Origin of the sequence: Kitasatospora sp. NPDC058115 (assembly GCF_042884635.1) — a bacterium.
GTDB lineage: Bacteria > Actinomycetota > Actinomycetes > Streptomycetales > Streptomycetaceae > Kitasatospora.
The window spans coordinates 47,674-65,716 of record NZ_JBHVTL010000004.1 but is presented as its reverse complement, the minus strand read 5'-3'; the positions used below and the strand labels follow the sequence as shown (position 1 = coordinate 65,716).

Annotated in this window: 15 protein-coding genes and 3 tRNA genes; 3 read left to right on the top strand and 15 right to left on the bottom strand. The window is 72.9% G+C overall.

The genetic code is table 11. From position 1 onward, the window contains the following. Positions 1-8: 8 nt before the first annotated feature. Both secE and ACFVVL_RS05350 read right to left on the bottom strand, forming a co-directional pair. Positions 9-341, bottom strand: a complete 333-nt coding sequence (gene secE, locus ACFVVL_RS05355; RefSeq protein WP_380289407.1) for a preprotein translocase subunit SecE — start codon at positions 339-341, stop codon at positions 9-11. Positions 342-489: 148 nt separating this feature from the next. Continuing rightward, positions 490-562 (bottom strand) — tRNA-Trp (locus tag ACFVVL_RS05350). 258 nt (positions 563-820) lie between these two features. Here ACFVVL_RS05350 and ACFVVL_RS05345 point away from each other — a divergent pair. Further along, on the top strand, positions 821-2,068 hold the full coding sequence (locus tag ACFVVL_RS05345) for a pyridoxal phosphate-dependent aminotransferase (RefSeq protein ID WP_380289406.1): 1,248 nt from the start codon (positions 821-823) through the stop codon (positions 2,066-2,068). Positions 2,069-2,170: 102 nt separating this feature from the next. Next, positions 2,171-3,199: an adenosine deaminase gene (locus ACFVVL_RS05340; RefSeq protein ID WP_380289405.1), complete on the top strand. Its 1,029-nt coding sequence runs from the start codon at positions 2,171-2,173 to the stop codon at positions 3,197-3,199. Positions 3,200-3,238: 39 nt separating this feature from the next. On the opposite strand, the gene ACFVVL_RS05335 is transcribed toward ACFVVL_RS05340, so the two are convergent. From ACFVVL_RS05335 to ACFVVL_RS05310, 6 genes are all read right to left on the bottom strand, one after another. Beyond that, on the bottom strand, positions 3,239-4,285 hold the full coding sequence (locus ACFVVL_RS05335) for a UDP-N-acetylmuramate dehydrogenase (protein ID WP_387671500.1): 1,047 nt from the start codon (positions 4,283-4,285) through the stop codon (positions 3,239-3,241). Positions 4,286-4,338: 53 nt separating this feature from the next. After that, on the bottom strand, positions 4,339-4,761 hold the full coding sequence (locus ACFVVL_RS05330; RefSeq protein WP_380289455.1) for a MaoC family dehydratase: 423 nt from the start codon (positions 4,759-4,761) through the stop codon (positions 4,339-4,341). A 5-nt stretch (positions 4,762-4,766) separates the two neighbouring features. Then, positions 4,767-5,228: a MaoC family dehydratase N-terminal domain-containing protein gene (locus tag ACFVVL_RS05325; RefSeq protein ID WP_380289403.1), complete on the bottom strand. Its 462-nt coding sequence runs from the start codon at positions 5,226-5,228 to the stop codon at positions 4,767-4,769. Between the two features lie 120 nt (positions 5,229-5,348). Then, a complete protein-coding gene (rpmG, locus tag ACFVVL_RS05320) occupies positions 5,349-5,513 on the bottom strand; it encodes a 50S ribosomal protein L33 (protein WP_006604855.1) in 165 nt (54 codons plus the stop codon). Between the two features lie 84 nt (positions 5,514-5,597). Further along, positions 5,598-5,670: transfer RNA gene (locus ACFVVL_RS05315), tRNA-Met, on the bottom strand. Positions 5,671-5,713: 43 nt separating this feature from the next. Continuing rightward, positions 5,714-5,786: transfer RNA gene (locus ACFVVL_RS05310), tRNA-Thr, on the bottom strand. A gap of 238 nt (positions 5,787-6,024) precedes the next feature. Between ACFVVL_RS05310 and ACFVVL_RS05305 the strand changes: the two genes are divergently transcribed. Further along, positions 6,025-7,320, top strand: coding sequence for a hydrolase (locus tag ACFVVL_RS05305; RefSeq protein WP_387671498.1), 1,296 nt, complete (start codon positions 6,025-6,027; stop codon positions 7,318-7,320). Between the two features lie 216 nt (positions 7,321-7,536). Here the strand turns inward: ACFVVL_RS05305 and ACFVVL_RS05300 are convergent, their stop codons facing one another. The 7 genes from ACFVVL_RS05300 to ACFVVL_RS05270 form a co-directional block, all read right to left on the bottom strand. Next, entirely contained in the window at positions 7,537-8,214 is a 678-nt protein-coding gene (locus ACFVVL_RS05300; RefSeq protein ID WP_380289401.1) for a response regulator, read from the bottom strand. Then, positions 8,211-10,844, bottom strand: a complete 2,634-nt coding sequence (locus ACFVVL_RS05295; protein ID WP_387671495.1) for an ATP-binding protein — start codon at positions 10,842-10,844, stop codon at positions 8,211-8,213. Before ACFVVL_RS05295 ends, ACFVVL_RS05300 begins: the two co-directional genes overlap by 4 nt. 116 nt (positions 10,845-10,960) lie before the next feature. Further along, positions 10,961-11,584 carry a potassium-transporting ATPase subunit KdpC gene (gene kdpC, locus ACFVVL_RS05290; RefSeq protein WP_387671493.1) on the bottom strand — a complete coding sequence of 208 codons (624 nt, stop codon included), beginning with the start codon at positions 11,582-11,584 and terminating at the stop codon, positions 10,961-10,963. 19 nt (positions 11,585-11,603) lie between these two features. Continuing rightward, a complete protein-coding gene (gene kdpB / locus ACFVVL_RS05285; protein WP_387671492.1) occupies positions 11,604-13,742 on the bottom strand; it encodes a potassium-transporting ATPase subunit KdpB in 2,139 nt (712 codons plus the stop codon). Beyond that, entirely contained in the window at positions 13,742-15,403 is a 1,662-nt protein-coding gene (gene kdpA, locus ACFVVL_RS05280; RefSeq protein ID WP_387671490.1) for a potassium-transporting ATPase subunit KdpA, read from the bottom strand. The genes kdpB and kdpA overlap by 1 nt, the downstream gene beginning before the upstream one ends. Before the next feature lies 1 nt (position 15,404). Continuing rightward, positions 15,405-15,494, bottom strand: coding sequence for a K(+)-transporting ATPase subunit F (gene kdpF / locus ACFVVL_RS05275; RefSeq protein WP_380249463.1), 90 nt, complete (start codon positions 15,492-15,494; stop codon positions 15,405-15,407). Positions 15,495-15,917: 423 nt separating this feature from the next. Further along, positions 15,918-17,960 carry an APC family permease gene (locus tag ACFVVL_RS05270; RefSeq protein WP_380289393.1) on the bottom strand — a complete coding sequence of 681 codons (2,043 nt, stop codon included), beginning with the start codon at positions 17,958-17,960 and terminating at the stop codon, positions 15,918-15,920. Between the last annotated feature and the right edge of the window lie 83 nt (positions 17,961-18,043).

The following is an 18,043-nucleotide window of genomic DNA, read 5'->3' as shown; positions in this document are numbered from 1 at the left end:
CGGCTGCGTCAGCCGAAGATCCAGAGGGCCGCCTTGGAGAAGCCGTAGTCGAGACCGGACACGAAGGCCATCACGATCACGACGAACACGACCACCACGGTGGTGTAGCTCACCAGCTGGTTGCGGGTCGGCCAGACGACCTTGCGCAGTTCGGCGATGATCTGCCGGTAGAAGAGGGCGAGGCGGGCGAACGCGCCCTTCTTGGCCCGCTTGCCGGACTTCTTGTCGCCAGAGCGCTTGCGACGCGACTCGCCCTCCGCGGGCGTGGTCTCGGCAGCGCCGTCGGTCCCCTCGGGGTTGCCGCTCTCAGGCGTTGCGGTGGAGCCCGTGGTCTCCGTCACTCGTCCTCACCTGAATCCGGGTCCTGCCGAGCGTCGACTGCGTACCCCGAAAAGGCACGAGCGGCCGGCTAACGGTGCTGATCGGCGCCCTCTCCGCATCAAGCCCGCTCGCTCTGTGGAGCGAACGGGCTGAATACGGATCAAGCAGCAGGGCAAGAGGGACTTGAACCCCCAACCGCCGGTTTTGGAGACCGGTGCTCTACCAATTGAGCTATTGCCCTACGGAACCTCGCGGCCCCAGTAGCGACCACCAACCTACCGCATCTTCCGTCGATCTCCGTACAGGTTCTGTACGGCGGCGGAGGCTCCGGTTCGTTCGGTGGCCGTCGAGCAGTGAGTGTACGTGGTCGGAGGGCGTTTGGTCGAACCTCTTCTTTTCCGGTCGTGGCCCGGGCCGCGCCGGGCCGCCATGTGGACGGCCCCGTACATATGGTGAAACCGCCATGCCCGGCCCGTGTGCGGTCTGCGACCATGCAGGCATGAGCGCTTCCACCCCGCAGCCCGACAGTTCCGTCCGCCCCGCCGACCGCCGCGTCTCGGCCCGGATCGGCGCGATCGCCGAGTCCGCCACCCTCGCCGTGGACGCCAAGGCCAAGGCCCTCAAGGCGGCCGGCCGTCCGGTCATCGGCTTCGGCGCCGGCGAGCCGGACTTCCCCACCCCGGACTACATCGTCGAGACGGCCGTCGACGCCTGCCGCGACCCGAAGAACCACCGCTACACCCCGGCCGGCGGCCTGCCGGAGCTGAAGGAGGCGATCGCGGCCAAGACCCTGCGCGACTCCGGCTACGCGGTGGACGCCTCGCAGGTCCTGGTGACCAACGGCGGCAAGCAGGCGATCTACGAGGCGTTCGCGGCGATCCTCGACCCGGGCGACGAGGTCATCGTCCCGGCGCCGTACTGGACCACCTACCCGGAGTCGATCCAGCTGGCCGGCGGCGTGCCGGTGGAGGTCGTGACCGACGAGACCACCGGCTACAAGGTCTCGGTCGAGCAGCTGGAGGCCGCCCGCACCGAGAACACCAAGGTGGTCCTCTTCGTCTCGCCGTCCAACCCGACCGGCGCGGTCTACACCCGGGCCGAGGCCGAGGCGATCGGCCGCTGGGCGCTGGAGCACGGCCTGTGGGTGCTCACCGACGAGATCTACGAGCACCTGGTCTACGGCGACGCGGAGTTCACCTCGCTGCCGGCCCTGCTGCCCGAGCTGGCCGACAAGACCGTCGTGGTCAACGGCGTCGCCAAGACCTACGCGATGACCGGCTGGCGGGTGGGCTGGGTGATCGGCCCCAAGGACGTGATCAAGGCCGCGACCAACCTGCAGTCGCACGCCACCTCCAACGTCTCCAACGTCGCCCAGCGCGCCGCCCTGGCCGCCGTCTCCGGCGACCTCTCCGCCGTCCACGAGATGCGCACCGCCTTCGACCGGCGCCGCCGCACCATCGTGAAGATGCTCAACGAGATCGACGGCGTGGTCTGCCCCGAGCCCGAGGGCGCGTTCTACGTCTACCCGTCCGTCAAGGCCCTGCTCGGCAAGGAGATCCGCGGCAAGCGCCCGCAGACCTCCGCCGAGCTGGCCTCGCTGATCCTGGACGAGGCCGAGGTCGCGGTCGTCCCCGGCGAGGCCTTCGGCACCCCCGGCTACCTGCGGCTCTCCTACGCGCTGGGCGACGCCGACCTCGCCGAGGGCGTCGGCCGCATCCAGAAGCTGCTGGCGGAGGCCCGCGACTGAGGTCGTCAAGCCACGGTTGACCGGACCGCCCTCTTTCCACCCCTTCGGGGGACGGGAGGAGGGCGGTTCCCGTAGCACCCCCCGATACGGCAGGATTCGTGAATGGAACGCCTGCTGAACCCGCGAGACGTCAGGGACCTCCCGAAGGCCCACCTGCACCTGCACTTCACCGGCTCGATGCGCCCGGCCACCCTGCTCGAACTGGCCGACAAGCACGGGGTCCGGCTGCCGGAGGCGCTCAGCTCCGGCGAGCCGCCCGAGCTGCGGGCCACCGACGAACGCGGCTGGTTCCGCTTCCAGCGCCTCTACGACACCGCGCGCTCCTGCCTGCGCGACGAGAGCGACATCCGCCGGCTGGTCCGCGAGACCGCCGAGGACGAGCGGCGGGACGGTTCCCGCTGGCTGGAGATCCAGGTCGACCCGACCTCCTACGCGCCCCGGCTGGGCGGTCTGATCCCCGCCCTGGAACTGATCCTGGACGCGGTGGACGACGCCGCCGCGGCCACCGGGGTCGGCATCCGGGTCCTGGTCGCCGCCAATCGGATGAAGTCCCCGATGGACGCCCGGACCCTGGCCCGGCTCGCCGTCCGGTACGCCGACCGGGGCGTGGTCGGCTTCGGCCTCTCCAACGACGAGCGGCGCGGCCTGGCCCGCGACTTCGACCGGGCCTTCGACATCGCCCGCAAGGGCGGGCTGCTGGCCGCCCCGCACGGCGGCGAGCTGGCCGGCCCGGAGTCCGTCCGGGACTGCCTGGACGACCTCGGCGCCGGCCGGATCGGCCACGGTGTGCGGGCGGCCGAGGACGAGCGGCTGATGCAGCGGCTGGCCGACCGTCAGATCACCTGCGAGGTCTGCCCGTCCTCCAACGTCTCGCTCGGCGTCTACGAGCACGCCGAGCAGGTCCCGCTGCGACGGCTGTTCGACGCCGGGGTGCCGCTCGCGCTCGGCGCCGACGACCCGCTGCTGTTCGGCACCCGGCTCGCCGCCCAGTACGACCTGACCCGTGACGTGCTGGGCTTCTCCGACCAGGAGCTGGCCGAGCTGGCCCGCCAGTCGGTGCGCGGCTCGTGCGCGCCCGAGAGCGTGCGGAAGGAACTGCTGGCCGACATCGACGCCTGGCTGACCGCCTGAGCCGCCGGCCACGGGGCCGGGACGCGCCCCGCGGCGCGCCTAGAGGCGGACGCCCACCAGCACCGGCTCGTTGACCAGCTCCACCCCGAAGGCCGCCCGCACGCCGTCCCGGATCTCCCGGGCCAGCGCGAGCAGGTCCTCGGTGGTGGCGGCGCCGCGGTTGGTGAGCGCCAGGGTGTGCTTCGTGGAGAGGGTCGCCGGGCCGCTGCCGTAGCCCTTGCCGAACCCGGCCTTGTCGATCAGCCAGGCGGCCGAGGTCTTGGTGCACCCGTCCGGCGCCGGGTAGGCGGGGGCGGTCAGCTCGCGGCCGGCGGCCACCGCCAGGAAGGCGGCGTACTGCTCGGCGCTCAGCACCGGGTTGGTGAAGAAGGAGCCGGCCGACCAGGTGTCGTGGTCCGCGGCGTCCAGCACCATGCCCTTGCCGGCCCGCAGGCCGAGCACCGCGTCGTGCGCCTCGCGCAGGCCGACCCGTTCGTCCTGGGCCACCCCGAAGTGCTTGGCGACCTCGGCGTAGCGGACCGGGGTGGAACGCCCGCCGGCGTCCTCCAGCGCGAAGCGGACCCGCAGCACCACGTAGCGGTCCGGCTCCGCCTTGAAGCGGCTGTGCCGGTAGGAGAAGGCGCAGGCCTCGTTGCCGAGGGTGACGGTCGTGCCGGAGCGGCGGTCGTAGGCGACCACCTCGGTGACCGTCCGGGCGACCTCCTGGCCGTAGGCGCCGACGTTCTGCACCGGGGTGGCACCGGCCGAGCCGGGGATGCCGGCCAGGAACTCGATGCCGGCCAGGCCCGCGTCGACGGTGCGGGCCACCGCGTCGGCCCACACCTCACCGGCCGCCAGCTCCAGCGCGGTGCCGTCCAGGTCGAAACCGGTGGTGGCGATCCGCAGCACGGTGCCGGGGAAGCCGGCGTCGCCGATCACCAGGTTGGAGCCGCCGCCGATCACCAGCAGCGGCTCCCCCGCCGCGTCCGCTGCGCGGACTGCGGCGATCACCTCGTCGTCGGTGTGCGCGGTCACCAGGCGGCGGGCCGGGCCGCCGAGCCGCAGGGTGGTCAGCGGGGCGAGGGGGGCGTCGAGTTCTTCCAGCACGCCCCCCAGCGTACGGGGGCCGGGTCCGCGGCCCCGCCCGGGCCGGGGCGCGCTCAGGCCAGCCGGACGACCGCCCGGGACATGCCGAGCACCTTCTGGCCCGCGTAGGTCGCGACCAGGTCCACCTGGACCCGGTTGTCGTCGAGCAGCTTGGCGACCTTGCCGGTGACCTCGATCACCGAGCCGACGCCGTCGTTGGGCACCGGCACCGGACGGGTGAACCGGACGCCGTACTCGACCACCGCGGCCGGGTCGCCGACCCAGTCGGTCACCACCCGGACCGCCTCGGCCATGGTGAACATGCCGTGCGCGATGACGTCGGGCAGGCCGACCTCCAGGGCGAACTTCTCGTTCCAGTGGATCGGGTTGAAGTCGCCGGAGGCCCCCGCGTACTGCACCAGGGTGGCGCGGGTCACCGGGAAGGACTGCGCCGGCAGCTCGGTGCCGGCCTCCACCTCGTCGTAGCGGACCGTCATCGGGCTCACTCCCCCGTCTTCTCGTCGGCGGCCCGGGCCACCAGGGTCATGACGGACGTCACCACGTGCTCGCCGGACTCGTCCGCGATCTCGCCGCGCACGGTGAGCACGTCGTTGCCGGCCAGCGACTTGATGTTGTCCACGGTGACGGTGACGGTCAGCCGGTCACCGGCCCGCACCGGGCGGGTGTAGGCGAACTTCTGGTCGCCGTGCACCACCCGGCTGTAGTCGAGGCCGAGCTCCGGGTCCTGGACGACCTGGGCGGAGGCCCGCATGCTGAGCACGATCGGGAAGGTCGGCGGGGCGATCACGTCCGGGTGACCGAACGCCTTGGCCGCCTCGGGGTCGGTGTACGCGGGGTTGGCGTCCCCCACGGCGACGGCGAACTCACGGATCTTCTCGCGGCCGACCTCGTACGGTTCGGTGGGCGGATACGTCCGCCCGATGAAGGAGGGGTCGAGTGCCATCGGCGGAGCTCCTCGGAAACGCGGTGGACAAACGAAAAAACTCCGGGCCGCAACCCAGTGAGGGATGCGGCCCGGAGTCGTAGACCTGAATTCACACAGGCCCGGCGCCCTGCGACAGGGTCAGCGGGTCTCGCGGTGCGCGGTGTGCGAGTTGCAGCGGGGGCAGTGCTTCTTCATCTCAAGACGGTCCGGGTCGTTACGCCGGTTCTTCTTGGTGATGTAGTTCCGCTCCTTGCACTCCACGCAGGCCAGCGTGATCTTCGGGCGGACGTCGGTGGCAGCCACGGGAGTGCCTTCCTTGGACAATGAATGAGAACACAGACAAGAGTAGCCGACCGGGAGTGCGATCTCCCGACCGACTACGCGGGGTAGCGGTGACCGGACTTGAACCGGTGACACAGCGATTATGAGCCGCTTGCTCTACCAACTGAGCTACACCGCCACAGTGATCCGGAGCACGGCCGAAGCCGACTCCTTCTCACCAGAGCCCCCATGCGGAATCGAACCGCAGACCTTCTCCTTACCATGGAGACGCTCTACCGACTGAGCTATAGGGGCGAACGAGGAAGAGATTACACGTTCCGCGCCCAGAGGTGAAATCCGTATCCGGCGGCGAAGTCCGCAGGTCCGCGGCGCGCACGGCCGGTCGATCGAAGGCCGGGCGTTCGACCGGCCCCCGCGGCCGCGGCCCGACCCGATACGACTATTGCCCGCCTCCCGGCACCCCGGGGCCTCCCCCCGTAGGCTCGGCGCTCATTGACGCCAGCAGGAGCCGGACGCGAGAAGGAGCCGGGCGATGGACAGCGCAGCCGCCGACGGACCGCAGCCCGGATCCGGACCGGCCGCCAACCCGCTCGGGCACGGACCCGTCCTGCTGCTCACCGGGGCCAGGCTGGCGGACGGCCGGGTGGTGGACGTGCGGATCAGCGGGGACCGGATCCAGGCGGTCGGCACCGCCGGCGGACTCGGCCCGCTGCCCGCCCTGCCCGGCGCCCCCACCGTCACCACCGGGGCCCGGATCGACCTGCGCGGCTACCTGCTGCTGCCGGCCCCGGCCGAGGCCCACGCGCACTACGACGTCGCCTTCTCCGCCGCGCTGCCCGCACCGCCGCCGGAGACGTCCACCGACCTCACCCGGCGGGTCACCGAGGCCGCGCTGACCTCGCTCGGCTACGGCGCGACCGCCCAGCGCACCCACGTCCGGATCGGCGACGTGCACGGACTGCGCCGGCTGGAGGCGGTGCTCACCGCCCAGCAGGCGCTGCGCGGCCTCGCCGAGCTGCAGGCGGTGGCGATGCCCCGGCTGCTCACCGGCCGGGCCGGGGCGGACGGCCGGGCCCAGCTGCGGGAGGCGCTCAAGCTCGGCGCCACCGCGGCCGGCGGCTGCCCCGAACTGGACCCGGACCCGGCGGGCTACGTCCAGCTGCTGCTGGAGGCCGCCCGGGAGGCGGACTGCCCGGTGGACCTGCACACCACCGCCGCCGACCCGGGCCGGCTGGCCCGGCTGGCCGGCGCGCTCGCGCCGCTGCGGCCCCGGGTGGTGCTCGGGCCCTGCGGCTCGCTCGCGCCGGGCGCCTCGACGGTGCTGGCCAATGCCGGGGTCCGGGTGGTCTGCCTGCCGCAGAACGGCGGCTGCGCGGGGCTGGAGGGGCTGGGGCCCGGCCCGGCCCCCGGGCCGCGGGCGGCACTGCTGCTCGAGCTGGTGAAGGCCCGGGTGCCGCTGGTGGCCGGCAGCGGATCGCTGCGGGACGGCGCCAACCCGGTCGGGCGGGCCGACCCACTGGAGGCCGCGTACCTGCTGGCGGCGGGCGGCGTGCTGGACGTCGAGGGCGCGTACGACGCGGTGTCCAACCAGGCGCGGCTGGCACTCGGGCTGCCGCCGGTGCGGGTGGACGCCGGTTTCCCGGCCGAGTTGCTGGCGGTGCGCGGGGACAGCCTGGCCGGGGCGCTGGCGGGCGGGCACAGCCGGCTGGTGGTGCACAGCGGACGGGTGGTCAGCCGGACCAGCGCGGTGCGCGAGTTCGCCGACACGGTGGCGCTGGCGCTCCCCCGGCAGTCGGACGGCACGGACGGACGCGGGCCGAACGAGTGATCGGGGCGCGCGGCATCGGTACCGCGCGCCCCTCCCCCACCCTCGGCCGCCGCAGCGGCGGAGCGGCGGAGCGGCGCCCCGGCATCCCCCACACGGAGCGGGACGCCGCCTCCTCACCACTGACGCTACGCCCGCGAACGGGCGCTTCCGGCGGCCCTTGACGCCCCGTTGTCGCCGGGGCGGCCGCTCCTGACGGCTCGTTGACGCCCGGGACCCTCAGGGCTCGTAGCGGTAGCCGATCCCCGGCTCGGTGATCAGGTGGCGCGGCCGGGCCGGATCGCGCTCCAGCTTGCGGCGCAGTCCGGCCAGGTAGACCCGCAGGTAGTTGCCGCGCCGCTCCTGGGCCGGCCCCCAGACCTCGCGCAGGATCTGCCGCCCGGGCACCAGCCGGCCCGGGTTGGCCAGCAGCAGGGCGAGGATCCGCCACTCGGTCGGGGTGAGCCGCACCGGCCCGCCGGGACCGGTCACGGTGGTGGCGGCGAGGTCCACCGTGTGGTCGCCGATCACCGGCGCGGGCGCCGCCGGGCCGGCGAACGGCGGGCGGCGCAGCACGGCCCTCAGCCGGGCCAGCAGTTCCTCCATCAGGAAGGGCTTGGTGAGGTAGTCGTCGGCCCCCGCGTCCAGCGCGTCGACCTTGTCGGCGGCGCCGCAGCGGCCGGACAGCACGATGATCGGCACCGCGCTGCGGCGGCGCAGGCCGCGCAGGACCTCCATGCCGTCCAGGTCGGGCAGGCCGAGGTCGAGCAGGACGGCGTCGGGGCTGCTGCGCGCGGCGCGGTCCAGGGCCTCGCCGCCGGTGGCGGCGGTGCGCACGGCGTACTGCCGGGCGCCCAGGTTGATCCGCAGGGTGCGCAGCAGCGCGGGCTCGTCGTCGACGACCAGGATCTCGCTCATGCGGGGGCCTCCCCCTCGGACAGCGGTTTCGCGGCGGGCAGGGTGAGCAGCATGGTGGTGCCGCCGCCGGGGGTGTCCTCGACCTCCAGGCTGCCGCCCATCGCCTCGGCCAGGCCGCGGGAGAGGGCGAGGCCGAGGCCGACGCCCTGGGTGTTGTCGGTGTCGCCGAGGCGCTGGAACGGCAGGAAGACCCGGTCGCGGTCCTCGGGGGCGATGCCGGGGCCGCGGTCGATCACCCGTAGTTCGACCCGCTGGGCGTGGTGGCTGGCGGCGACCAGCACGGGCGCGCCGGGGGCGTTGTGCCGCAGCGCGTTGGTGATCACGTTGGCGAGCACCCGCTCCAGCAGCGGCGGGTCGGCGAGGACGGGCGGCGCGCTCTCCAGGTCGAGCGGCTGGACGGGCGCGTAGGGGTCGGCGAGCGAGTCGAGGGCGCGCGGCAGGATCTCGTCGAGGTGGGTCTCGGCGAGGTGGAGGGTGAGGGCGCCGGCCTGGAGGCGGCTCATGTCGAGCAGGTTGTCCACCAGCCGGGTGAGTCTGACGAGCGACTCGTCGGCGGTGGCGAGGAGTTCGGCGCGGTCCTCGGGGGAGAACTCGACGTCGGGGCTGCGCAGCGAGCCGACCGAGGCGAGGGCGGCGGCGAGCGGGGTGCGCAGGTCGTGGCTGACGGCGGCGAGCAGGGCGGTGCGCATCCGGTCGGCGGCCTTGATCGGTTCGACCTCGGCGGCGACCACGGCGAGCCGGTCGCGTTCCAGGGCGGCGGCGACGTGCGCGGCGAAGGCGGTGAGGACGCGCTGGTCGGCGGCGGGCAGCCGGCGGCCGGTGAGGACGAGGACGGCGTCGGCGCCGACCGGGACCTCGGTGGTGGCCAGGGCCTGTCCGGGTCCGGTCCCGTCGCCGTCCCCGCCTCCCGTGCCCCCCGCGCCGGCGTCGCGGCCGTCGTCACCGCCGCCGTCGCCGTCGCCGTCCCCGTCGCCGTCGGGGGAGGCGCAGGAGGCCAGCACGTCACCGCCGGTGCGCTCCAGCAGGGCGACGGTCCGCATGCCGAAGGCGGTGCGGGACTTCTCCAGCAGGGCGGGCAGCGCGTCGGCGCCGCGCAGCACGCTGCCGGCCAGGGTGGAGAGGGTCTCGGCCTCGGCGGTGGCCCGGGCGGCCCTGGCGGTGAGCCGGGCGGCGTGGTCGACCACGGTGGAGACGGTCAGCGCGACGGCGGCGAAGACCACCAGGGCGATGATGTTGTTGGTCTCGCCGATGGTGAAGTCGTGGACGGGCGGGATGAAGAAGTAGTTGAGCAGCACCGAGGCGACCAGCGAGGCCACCAGCGCGGAGGTGGCGCCGCCGAGCAGGGCGACGGCGACCACGCCGAGCTGGAAGATCAGCGCGTCGGTGGTGAGGTTGACGCTCCCGTGGGCCTGCGAGAGCAGCGCGGTCAGCAGCCAGGGCACCACCAGGCCGGCGAGGAAGCCGGCGACGGTGCGCCGCCGGGAGTGGCGGCGGCCGAGGGCGGGCAGCCGGCCGCGGCCGGTGAAGGCGTGGGTGACCATGTGGACGTCGATGTCCTCGGAGGCGTCCACGGTGGTCTCGCCGATGCCCGGGCCGGTGAGGAAGCGGGCGGTGCGGCCGCGCCGGCTGGTGCCGAGGACGAGCTGGGTGGCGTCGTGGGCGCGGGCGAAGGCGAGCAGCGCGGTGGGGATGTCGTCGCCGACGACCACGTGGTAGCTGCCGCCGAGGGTCTCCACCAGCTGCCGCTGCTGGGCGAGCGTGCCGGAGGAGGCGCCGGCCAGGCCGTCGCTGCGGGTGACGTGGACGGCGAGCAGGTCGCCGCCCGCGGTGCGGTCCGAGATGCGGGCGGCGCGGCGGATCAGCGTCTCGCCCTCGGGGCCGCCGGTGAGGGCGACCACGACGCGCTCGCGGGTCTCCCAGACCCGGTCGATGTCGTGGCTGGCCCGGTAGTCGTGCAGGCCCTCGTCGACCCGCCCGGCGACCCAGAGCAGGGCGAGTTCGCGCAGGGCGGCGAGGTTGCCGACCCGGAAGTAGTGGGAGAGCGCGGCGTCCACCTTCTCCGCCCGGTAGACGTTGCCGTGGGCCATCCGGCGGCGCAGCGCCTGGGGGGCCATGTCGACGAGTTCGATCTGGTCGGCCCGGCGGACCACCTCGTCCGGGACGGTCTCGCGCTGCGGGATGCCGGTGATCTTGCGGACCACGTCGTTCAGGGATTCCAGGTGCTGGACGTTGACGGTGGTGATGACGTCGATCCCGGCGTCCAGCAGTTCCTCGACGTCCTGCCAGCGCTTGGCGTTGCGGCCGCCGGGGATGTTGGTGTGGGCGAGTTCGTCGACCAGGACGACGGCGGGCCGGCGGGCCAGCACGGCGTCGAGGTCCATCTCCTCGAAGTCGGTGTCCCGGTAGGAGCGGTGGGCGCGCGGCAGGACCTCCAGGCCGTCGAGCATGGCCTCGGTGTGCCGGCGGCCGTGGCACTCGATCCAGCCGACGACGAGGTCCGCGCCGCGGTCCCGTCTGCGCCGGGCCTCGTCCAGCATCCGGTAGGTCTTGCCGACACCGGGGGCGGAGCCGAGGTACACCCTCAACCGGCCGCGTCGGTGGCCGGTGCCGGGGGTGAGGTCGCGGGCCATGGGCGCTGCTCTTTCGTTCTGCGTCGGTAGGGGGACACGGACGGCGGGCCGGTCCGGGCGCGGGGCGCTCGCCCCGGTCCGGACCGGCCCGCCTCAGGTGCTCGGCCGAGCTTGTGTCACTTCCGCTCCGCCAGTGCCTTGTTGAGCAGGAGGACGTTGACGCCGGGCTGTCCGAGGAAGCCCAGGGACCGGCCGTCGGTGTACTTCCCGACCAGCTCGCGGACGGTGTCCACCGGCAGGTCGCGGGCCTTGGCGACCCGTTCGGCCTGCTGCTCGGCGTAGGCGGTGGAGATGTGCGGGTCGAGGCCGGAGCCGGAGGCGGTGAGGGCGTCCGCCGGGACGCTCGCCGGGTCGACGCCGTCGAAGGCGGCGACGGCCCGGCGGCGCTCCTCGACGGTCTTGGTGAGGTCCTCGCTGGTGGGGCCGAGGTTGGAAGCGCCGGAGGCCTTGGGGTCGTGGGCGCCGGGGCGCGGCTGGAACCACTTCGGGTCGGGGCGGGGGGCCTCGTCCGGGTCGTCGGGGTTCTGCTTGGGGAGGTCGAAGTTCTGGCCGAGCAGGCCGGAGCCGGCCTCCTTGCCGTCGACCTTCACGATCGAGCCGTTGGCCCGATCGGTGAACACGGCCTGGGCGACGCCGGTGACCAGCAGCGGGTAGGCGATGCCGAGGAGCACCGTCAGGACCAGCAGGGCGCGCAGCGCGGTGAGGCAGGTGCGCACGGCGGTGGGCAGGGGCTTGGACATGGAACGCTCTCCTCTCTTGCTAGTTGAGGCCGGGGATGAACTGGACGACCAGGTCGATCAGTTTGATGCCGACGAACGGGACGACGAGGCCGCCGAAGCCGTAGAGGCCGATGTTGCGGCGCAGCAGGGAGCCGGCGTCGGAGGGGCGGTAGCGCACGCCGCGCAGGGCCAGCGGGATGAGGCCGACGATGACCAGGGCGTTGAAGACGATGGCCGAGGTGATCGCGGACTGCGGGCTGTGCAGGTGCATGATGTTCAGCTTGTCCAGGCCCGGGTACACGGCCGCGAACATCGCCGGGATGATCGCGAAGTACTTCGCGACGTCGTTGGCGATGGAGAAGGTGGTCAGCGCGCCGCGGGTGATGAGGAGCTGCTTGCCGATCTCGACGATCTCGATCAGCTTGGTGGGGTTGGAGTCCAGGTCGACCATGTTGCCGGCCTCCTTGGCCGCCATGGTGCCGGTGTTCATCGCGACCCCGACGTCGGCCTGGGCGAGGGCGGGGGCGTCGTTGGTGCCGTCGCCCGTCATCGCGACCAGCTTGCCGCCGGCCTGCTCCTTCTTGATCAGGGCCATCTTGTCCTCGGGGGTGGCCTCGGCGAGGAAGTCGTCGACGCCGGCCTCCTCCGCGATCGCCCGGGCCGTCAGCGGGTTGTCGCCGGTGATCATGACGGTCCTGATGCCCATCCGGCGCAGCTCGTCGAACCGCTCCCGCATGCCCTCCTTGACCACGTCCTTGAGGTGGATGACGCCGAGCACCCGTGCGGGCGCGTCACCGCTCCTGACCGCGACGACCAGCGGGGTGCCGCCGGCCGCGGAGATGCCGTCGACCAGGGCGGAGACCTCGTCGGTGACGGTGCCGCCGTTGCCGTCGACCCAGGCGGAGACGGCCGCGGCCGCGCCCTTGCGGACCTGCTGGAGCCCTTCCGGCTCGTCGAGGTCCACCCCGGACATCCGGGTCTGCGCCGTGAACGGCACCCAGGTGGCGTGGGCCAGCTCGCCCTGGGCGCGGGCCCGCAGGCCGTACGCCGTCTTGGCGAGGACCACGATCGAGCGGCCCTCCGGCGTCTCGTCCGCGAGGGAGGAGAGCTGGGCGGCGTCGGCGAGTTCCTCGGTGCGCACGCCCCGGGCCGGCCGGAACTCGGCGGCCTGGCGGTTGCCGAGGGTGATGGTGCCGGTCTTGTCGAGCAGCAGGGTGGTGACGTCGCCGGCGGCCTCGACGGCGCGGCCCGACATCGCCAGCACGTTGCGCTGCACCAGCCGGTCCATGCCCGCGATGCCGATCGCCGAGAGCAGCGCGCCGATCGTCGTCGGGATCAGCGCCACGATCAGCGCGACCAGCACGATCATCGACTGCGGGGCGCCCGCGTAGCTCGCCATCGGCTGCAGGGTGACGACCGCGACCAGGAAGACGATGGTCAGCGAGGCCAGCAGGATGTTGAGCGCGATCTCGTTGGGCGTCTTCTGCCGGGCGGCGCCCTCGACGAGCGCGATCATCCGGTCGATGAAGGTCTTGCCGGGCTCGGAGGAGATCTTCACCACGATCCGGTCGGACAGCACCTTGGTGCCTCCGGTCACCGCCGAGCGGTCACCGCCCGACTCGCGGATCACCGGCGCGGACTCGCCGGTGATCGCCGACTCGTCGACCGAGGCGACGCCCTCGACGACGTCGCCGTCGCCGGGGATGGTCTGGCCGGCCTCGACCACCACGTGGTCGCCCAGCCGCAGGGCGGTGCCGGGCACCTCCTCCTCGGCCCGCGACGCCGGCCAGCCGGTGAGGCGGCGCGCCATGGTGTCGCTCTTGGTGCGGCGCAGGGTGTCGGCCTGCGCCTTGCCGCGGCCCTCGGCGACGGCCTCGGCCAGGTTGGCGAAGACCGTGGTCAGCCAGAGCCACACCGTGATCGCCCAGGCGAACACGCTCGGGTCGGCCACCGCCGCGACGGTGGTGACGACCGAGCCGACCTCGACCACGAACATCACCGGGTTCTTGACCATCACCCGGGGGTCGAGCTTCTTCACCGCGTCCGGCAGGGAGGACAGGAGCAGTTTCGGGTCCAGCAGGCCGCCGGCCGCGCGGTGCGGCGCCCCGGCGGACGCCGGCTCCGGCTGCGGGGCCGGCGCACCGGCCCGCTCGGACTCTTCGGTCAGGGTGGACGACATCAGGAGAGACCTTCCGCGATCGGCCCGAGGGCCAGGGCCGGGAAGTAGGTGAGGCCGACGACGATCAGGACGACGCCCGACAGCAGGCCCACGAACAGCGGCTTGTGGGTGGGCAGGGTGCCCGGGGTGGCGGGGACCGGCTGCTGCTGCGCGAGCGCGCCGGCCAGGGCGAGGACGAAGACCATCGGCACGAACCGGCCGAACACCATGGCCAGGCCGATCGCGGTGTCGTACCAGTCGGTGTTGACCGTGATGCCGCCGAACGCCGAGCCGTTGTTGTTGGCGCCCGAGGTGAACGCGTACAGCACCTCGGAGAAGCCGTGCGCACCGGTGTTGAGCATCCCGGCCCGCTCGCCCGGCAGCGCCATCGCCACACCCGTGCCGACCAGCACGATCGTCGGCGTGGTGAGGATGTAGAGGGAGGCGAACTTCATCTCCCGCCCGCCGAGCTTCTTGCCCAGGTACTCCGGGGTGCGTCCGACCATCAGGCCGGCCACGAAGACCGCGACGACGGCCAGCACCAGCATCCCGTAGAGGCCCGAGCCCACCCCGCCGGGCGCGATCTCGCCCAGCATCATGTTGAACATCGTCAGCCCGCCGCCGAACGGCGTGTACGAGTCGTGGAAGGAGTTCACCGCGCCGGTCGAGGTCAGCGTCGTCGACGCCGCGAACATCGAGCTGGCCGCGATGCCGAAGCGCTGCTCCTTGCCCTCCATCGCCCCGCCGGCCGCCTGGAGGGCGCTGCCCGCGTGCTGCGACTCGGCGAGGGTGATCAGCGCCGTCGAGGCGATCCAGAACAGCGCCATCACGGAGACGATCGCGTAGCCCTGGCGGTGGTCGCCGACCATCCGGCCGAAGGCGCGCGGCAGCGCGAACGGGATCAGCAGGATGAGGAAGACCTCGACCAGGTTGGAGAAGCCGCTCGGGTTCTCGAAGGGGTGCGCCGAGTTGGCGTTGTAGAAGCCGCCGCCGTTGGTGCCCAGCAGCTTGATGACCTCCTGGGAGGCCACCGGCCCGCCCGGGATCGCCTGCGGGTCGCCGGCCAGCGTGGCGACCTCGTGGAAGCCGTGGAAGTTCTGCACCACGCCGCTCGCCACCAGGACGAGGGCGAAGACGACCGCGACCGGCAGCAGCAGCCGCACGCTGATCCGGGTGAGGTCGACCCAGAAGTTGCCGACCCGGTCGGTGCGGTTGCGGGTGAAGCCGCGGATGAGCGTGGCGACGACCGCGATGCCGACGGCCGCGGAGACGAAGTTCTGCACCGCGAGGCCGGCCATCTGGGCCAGGTGCCCCATCGCGGCCTCGCCGCTGTAGGACTGCCAGTTGGTGTTGGCCGTGAAGGAGATCGCGGTGTTCCAGGCCTGGTGGCCCGGCATCTGCTCGACGCCGAGGTTCAGCGGCAGCCACTGCTGGAGGCGGATCAGGCCGTAGAGGAAGAGGACGGAGACCGCCGAGAAGGCCAGCACCGAGCGCAGGTAGACCGGCCAGCGCTGGTCGGCGTCGGCGTCCACGCCGATCACCCGGTAGAGCGCCTTCTCGGCTCTGAGGTGCTGGGAGGTGGTGAGGATGCGGGCGATGTAGTCGCCCAGGGGGCGGTAGCACAGGGCCAGGGCGCCCACCAGGGCGAGGACCTGCAGCCAGCCCGCGAGAGTCGAGCCCATGTCAGAACTTCTCCGGGTGGATCAGCGCGAGGACGAGATAGCCGACGAGGGCGACGGCCACGATGAGACCTGCGATGTTCTCCGCGCTCACAGCTTCTCCACCCCCCGCGCGATCAGGGCGATGACGCCGAACACGGCGAGCGTGACGGCGACGTAGATGAGATCGGACATGGCTCCACCACGGTGGCTCGGAGGTGGCCGCGTCGCCCGCGACGGAGCGGGGGGTGCGGCGCCGGCGGCGGGCCGGCAAGGCCAGCCAACCGCCCTCACGGAGCGTCAAGGGCTCCCTTGACGCCCTCCATACGGCGTCCGTTCGATTGTTGACGGGCTCCATACGGGGCGTTGTCCGGGCCGTGACCGGGGCGCCGAGGCCCCGGGCGGCGGGTGCGTCGAAGCCCCGGCGGCGGGTGCGTCGAAGCCCCGGGCGGCGGGTGCGTCGAAGCCCCGGCCGCGGGTGCGTCGAAGCCCCGGGCGGCGGGTGCCGTCCGGGGCCTCGTTCCGGTGCGCGGACGCGCTACGCGCGCTCGGGGGTCCTGCTCCTCGCCTGCTCCGACCGAACGGAGGGCTCCCCGCGCCGGACCGCGCCGGGGGCGCGCCGCGAGGGCCGGTTCGCCCGGCCCGCGGAGGTCAGCTGCCACGGCACGCTGATCACCATCACCCCCGGCGTGAACAGCAGCCGGCTCTTCAGCCAGAGCGCCGACTGGTTGTGCAGCAGGTGCTCCCACCAGTGGCCGACCACGTACTCGGGGATGAAGACCGCCACCGCGTCCCGTGGGCTGGTCCGCCGCCGGTCCCGGACGTACTGCACCACCGGCTTGGTGATCTCCCGGTACGGCGAGTCCAGCACCTTCAGCGGCACCTGGACGTCCAGCTCCCGCCACCGGCGCTCCAGGTCCCCGGTGGCCTCCGGCTCCACCGCGACGGTGAGCGCCTCCAGCGAGTCCGGCGCGAACGCCTGCGCGTAGCCGAGCGCCCGCAGGGTCGGTTTGTGCACCTGGGAGACCAGCACGATGCCGTGCACCTTGGACGGCCGCACCGCCTCGGCCCGCGCGTCGTCCACCGCCAGTTCCTCCGCGACGCTGTCGTAGTGCCGGCGGATGCCGCGCATCATCAGCCAGAGCACCACCGCCGCGACCACGGCCAGCCAGGCGCCCTGGGTGAACTTGGTCAGCAGCACGATCACCAGCACCAGCGCCGTGGTGACGGCGCCGAAGAAGTTGATCGCCCGGGAGCGGCGGGCCGCGCCGCGCACCGCCGGGTCGGTCTCGGTGGCCAGGGCCCGGTTCCAGTGCCGCACCATGCCGATCTGCGACAGCGTGAAGGAGGTGAAGACGCCCAGGATGTAGAGGTGGATCAGGCTGGTGACGTCCGCGTCGTACAGCCAGAGCAGCCCGCCGGCCACCACCGCGAGCGCGATGATGCCGTTGGAGAAGGCCAGGCGGTCGCCGCGGGTGTGCATCTGCCGGGGCAGGTAGCGGTGCTCGGCCAGGATCGAGGCGAGCAGCGGGAAACCGTTGAACGCCGTGTTGGCGGCCAGGATCAGCACCAGCGCGGTGACCGCCTGGACGGCGTAGAACAGGACGCTGTGGTCACCGCCGAAGATCGCCGCCGCCAGCTGGGCGATCACGGTCTGCTGCGGCGCGTTCGCGCAGTTCCCGGGAAAGCCGCTGAGGTGGCAGGTGTCGTCGGCGATGTGGACGTCGGAGATCAGCGCCAGGGAGGTGATGCCGACGAACATCACCACGGCCGTGGTGCCCATCACGGCCATGGTGGCGGCGGCGTTGCGCGACTTCGGCGCCCGGAAGGCCGGCACGCCGTTGGAGATCGCCTCCACCCCGGTCAGCGCCGTGCAGCCGGACGCGAACGCCCGCAGCCCCAGCATCAGCAGCCCCAGCCCGGCCAGGGTGTCCTTGCCGTCCTCCGGCACGATCCCGTACGCGGCGCTGGAGGCCACCGGCGCGTCGCCGAACGCCACCCGCACCAGGCCGGTGACCACCATCAGCAGCATGGCGCCGATGAACAGGTAGGTCGGCGCGGCGAAGGCCTTGCCGGACTCGCGGACCCCGCGCAGGTTCATCGCCATCAGCAGCAGCACGAAGCCGAGCGCCAGCTCCACCCGGTGGTCCGCCAGCGAGGGCAGCGCCGAGATGATGTTGTCCACGCCGGAGGCCACCGAGACGGCGACCGTCATCACGTAGTCGACCAGCAGCGAGGCCGCCACCACCAGGCCCGAGTTGGCGCCCAGGTTGCGGGAGACGACCTCGTAGGAACCGCCGCCGCTCGGGTAGGCGTGCACGACCTGGCGGTAGGACATCACCACGACCGCCATCAGCGCGACCACGCCGGCCGCGACCCACGGGGTGAGGTAGAGGAAGGCGGTGCCGCCGACGGTGAGCACCAGCAGGATCTCCTGGGTCGCGTAGGCGACCGAGGAGAGCGGGTCGGAGGCGAAGATCGGCAGGGCCAGGCGCTTGGGGAGCAGGGTCTCGCCGAGCTCCTCGCTGCGCATGGCCCTGCCGATCACGAGGCGCTTGAGCGCCTGGGGCACGTTGAACACATCGGCGAGCGTAAGCGTGTGCGACGGGCGCGCAATGGGACGTTCCGGCGTGCTCATGACGTCAGGATTGACGGACGGGCGGG

Excerpts from the sequence above, each read along its gene's own strand:
- ACFVVL_RS05325 (WP_380289403.1), bottom strand. The coding sequence starts at position 5,228 with ATGGCACTCGACCCCTCCTTCATCGGGCGGACGTATCCGCCCACCGAA.
- ACFVVL_RS05300 (WP_380289401.1), bottom strand. The coding sequence starts at position 8,214 with ATGAGCGAGATCCTGGTCGTCGACGACGAGCCCGCGCTGCTGCGCACC.
- kdpC (WP_387671493.1), bottom strand. The coding sequence starts at position 11,584 with ATGTCCAAGCCCCTGCCCACCGCCGTGCGCACCTGCCTCACCGCGCTG.
- ACFVVL_RS05295 (WP_387671495.1), bottom strand. The coding sequence starts at position 10,844 with ATGGCCCGCGACCTCACCCCCGGCACCGGCCACCGACGCGGCCGGTTG.
- ACFVVL_RS05305 (WP_387671498.1), top strand. The coding sequence starts at position 6,025 with ATGGACAGCGCAGCCGCCGACGGACCGCAGCCCGGATCCGGACCGGCC.
- ACFVVL_RS05345 (WP_380289406.1), top strand. The coding sequence starts at position 821 with ATGAGCGCTTCCACCCCGCAGCCCGACAGTTCCGTCCGCCCCGCCGAC.
- kdpB (WP_387671492.1), bottom strand. The coding sequence starts at position 13,742 with ATGTCGTCCACCCTGACCGAAGAGTCCGAGCGGGCCGGTGCGCCGGCC.
- kdpA (WP_387671490.1), bottom strand. The coding sequence starts at position 15,403 with ATGGGCTCGACTCTCGCGGGCTGGCTGCAGGTCCTCGCCCTGGTGGGC.
- ACFVVL_RS05340 (WP_380289405.1), top strand. The coding sequence starts at position 2,171 with ATGGAACGCCTGCTGAACCCGCGAGACGTCAGGGACCTCCCGAAGGCC.
- ACFVVL_RS05330 (WP_380289455.1), bottom strand. The coding sequence starts at position 4,761 with ATGACGGTCCGCTACGACGAGGTGGAGGCCGGCACCGAGCTGCCGGCG.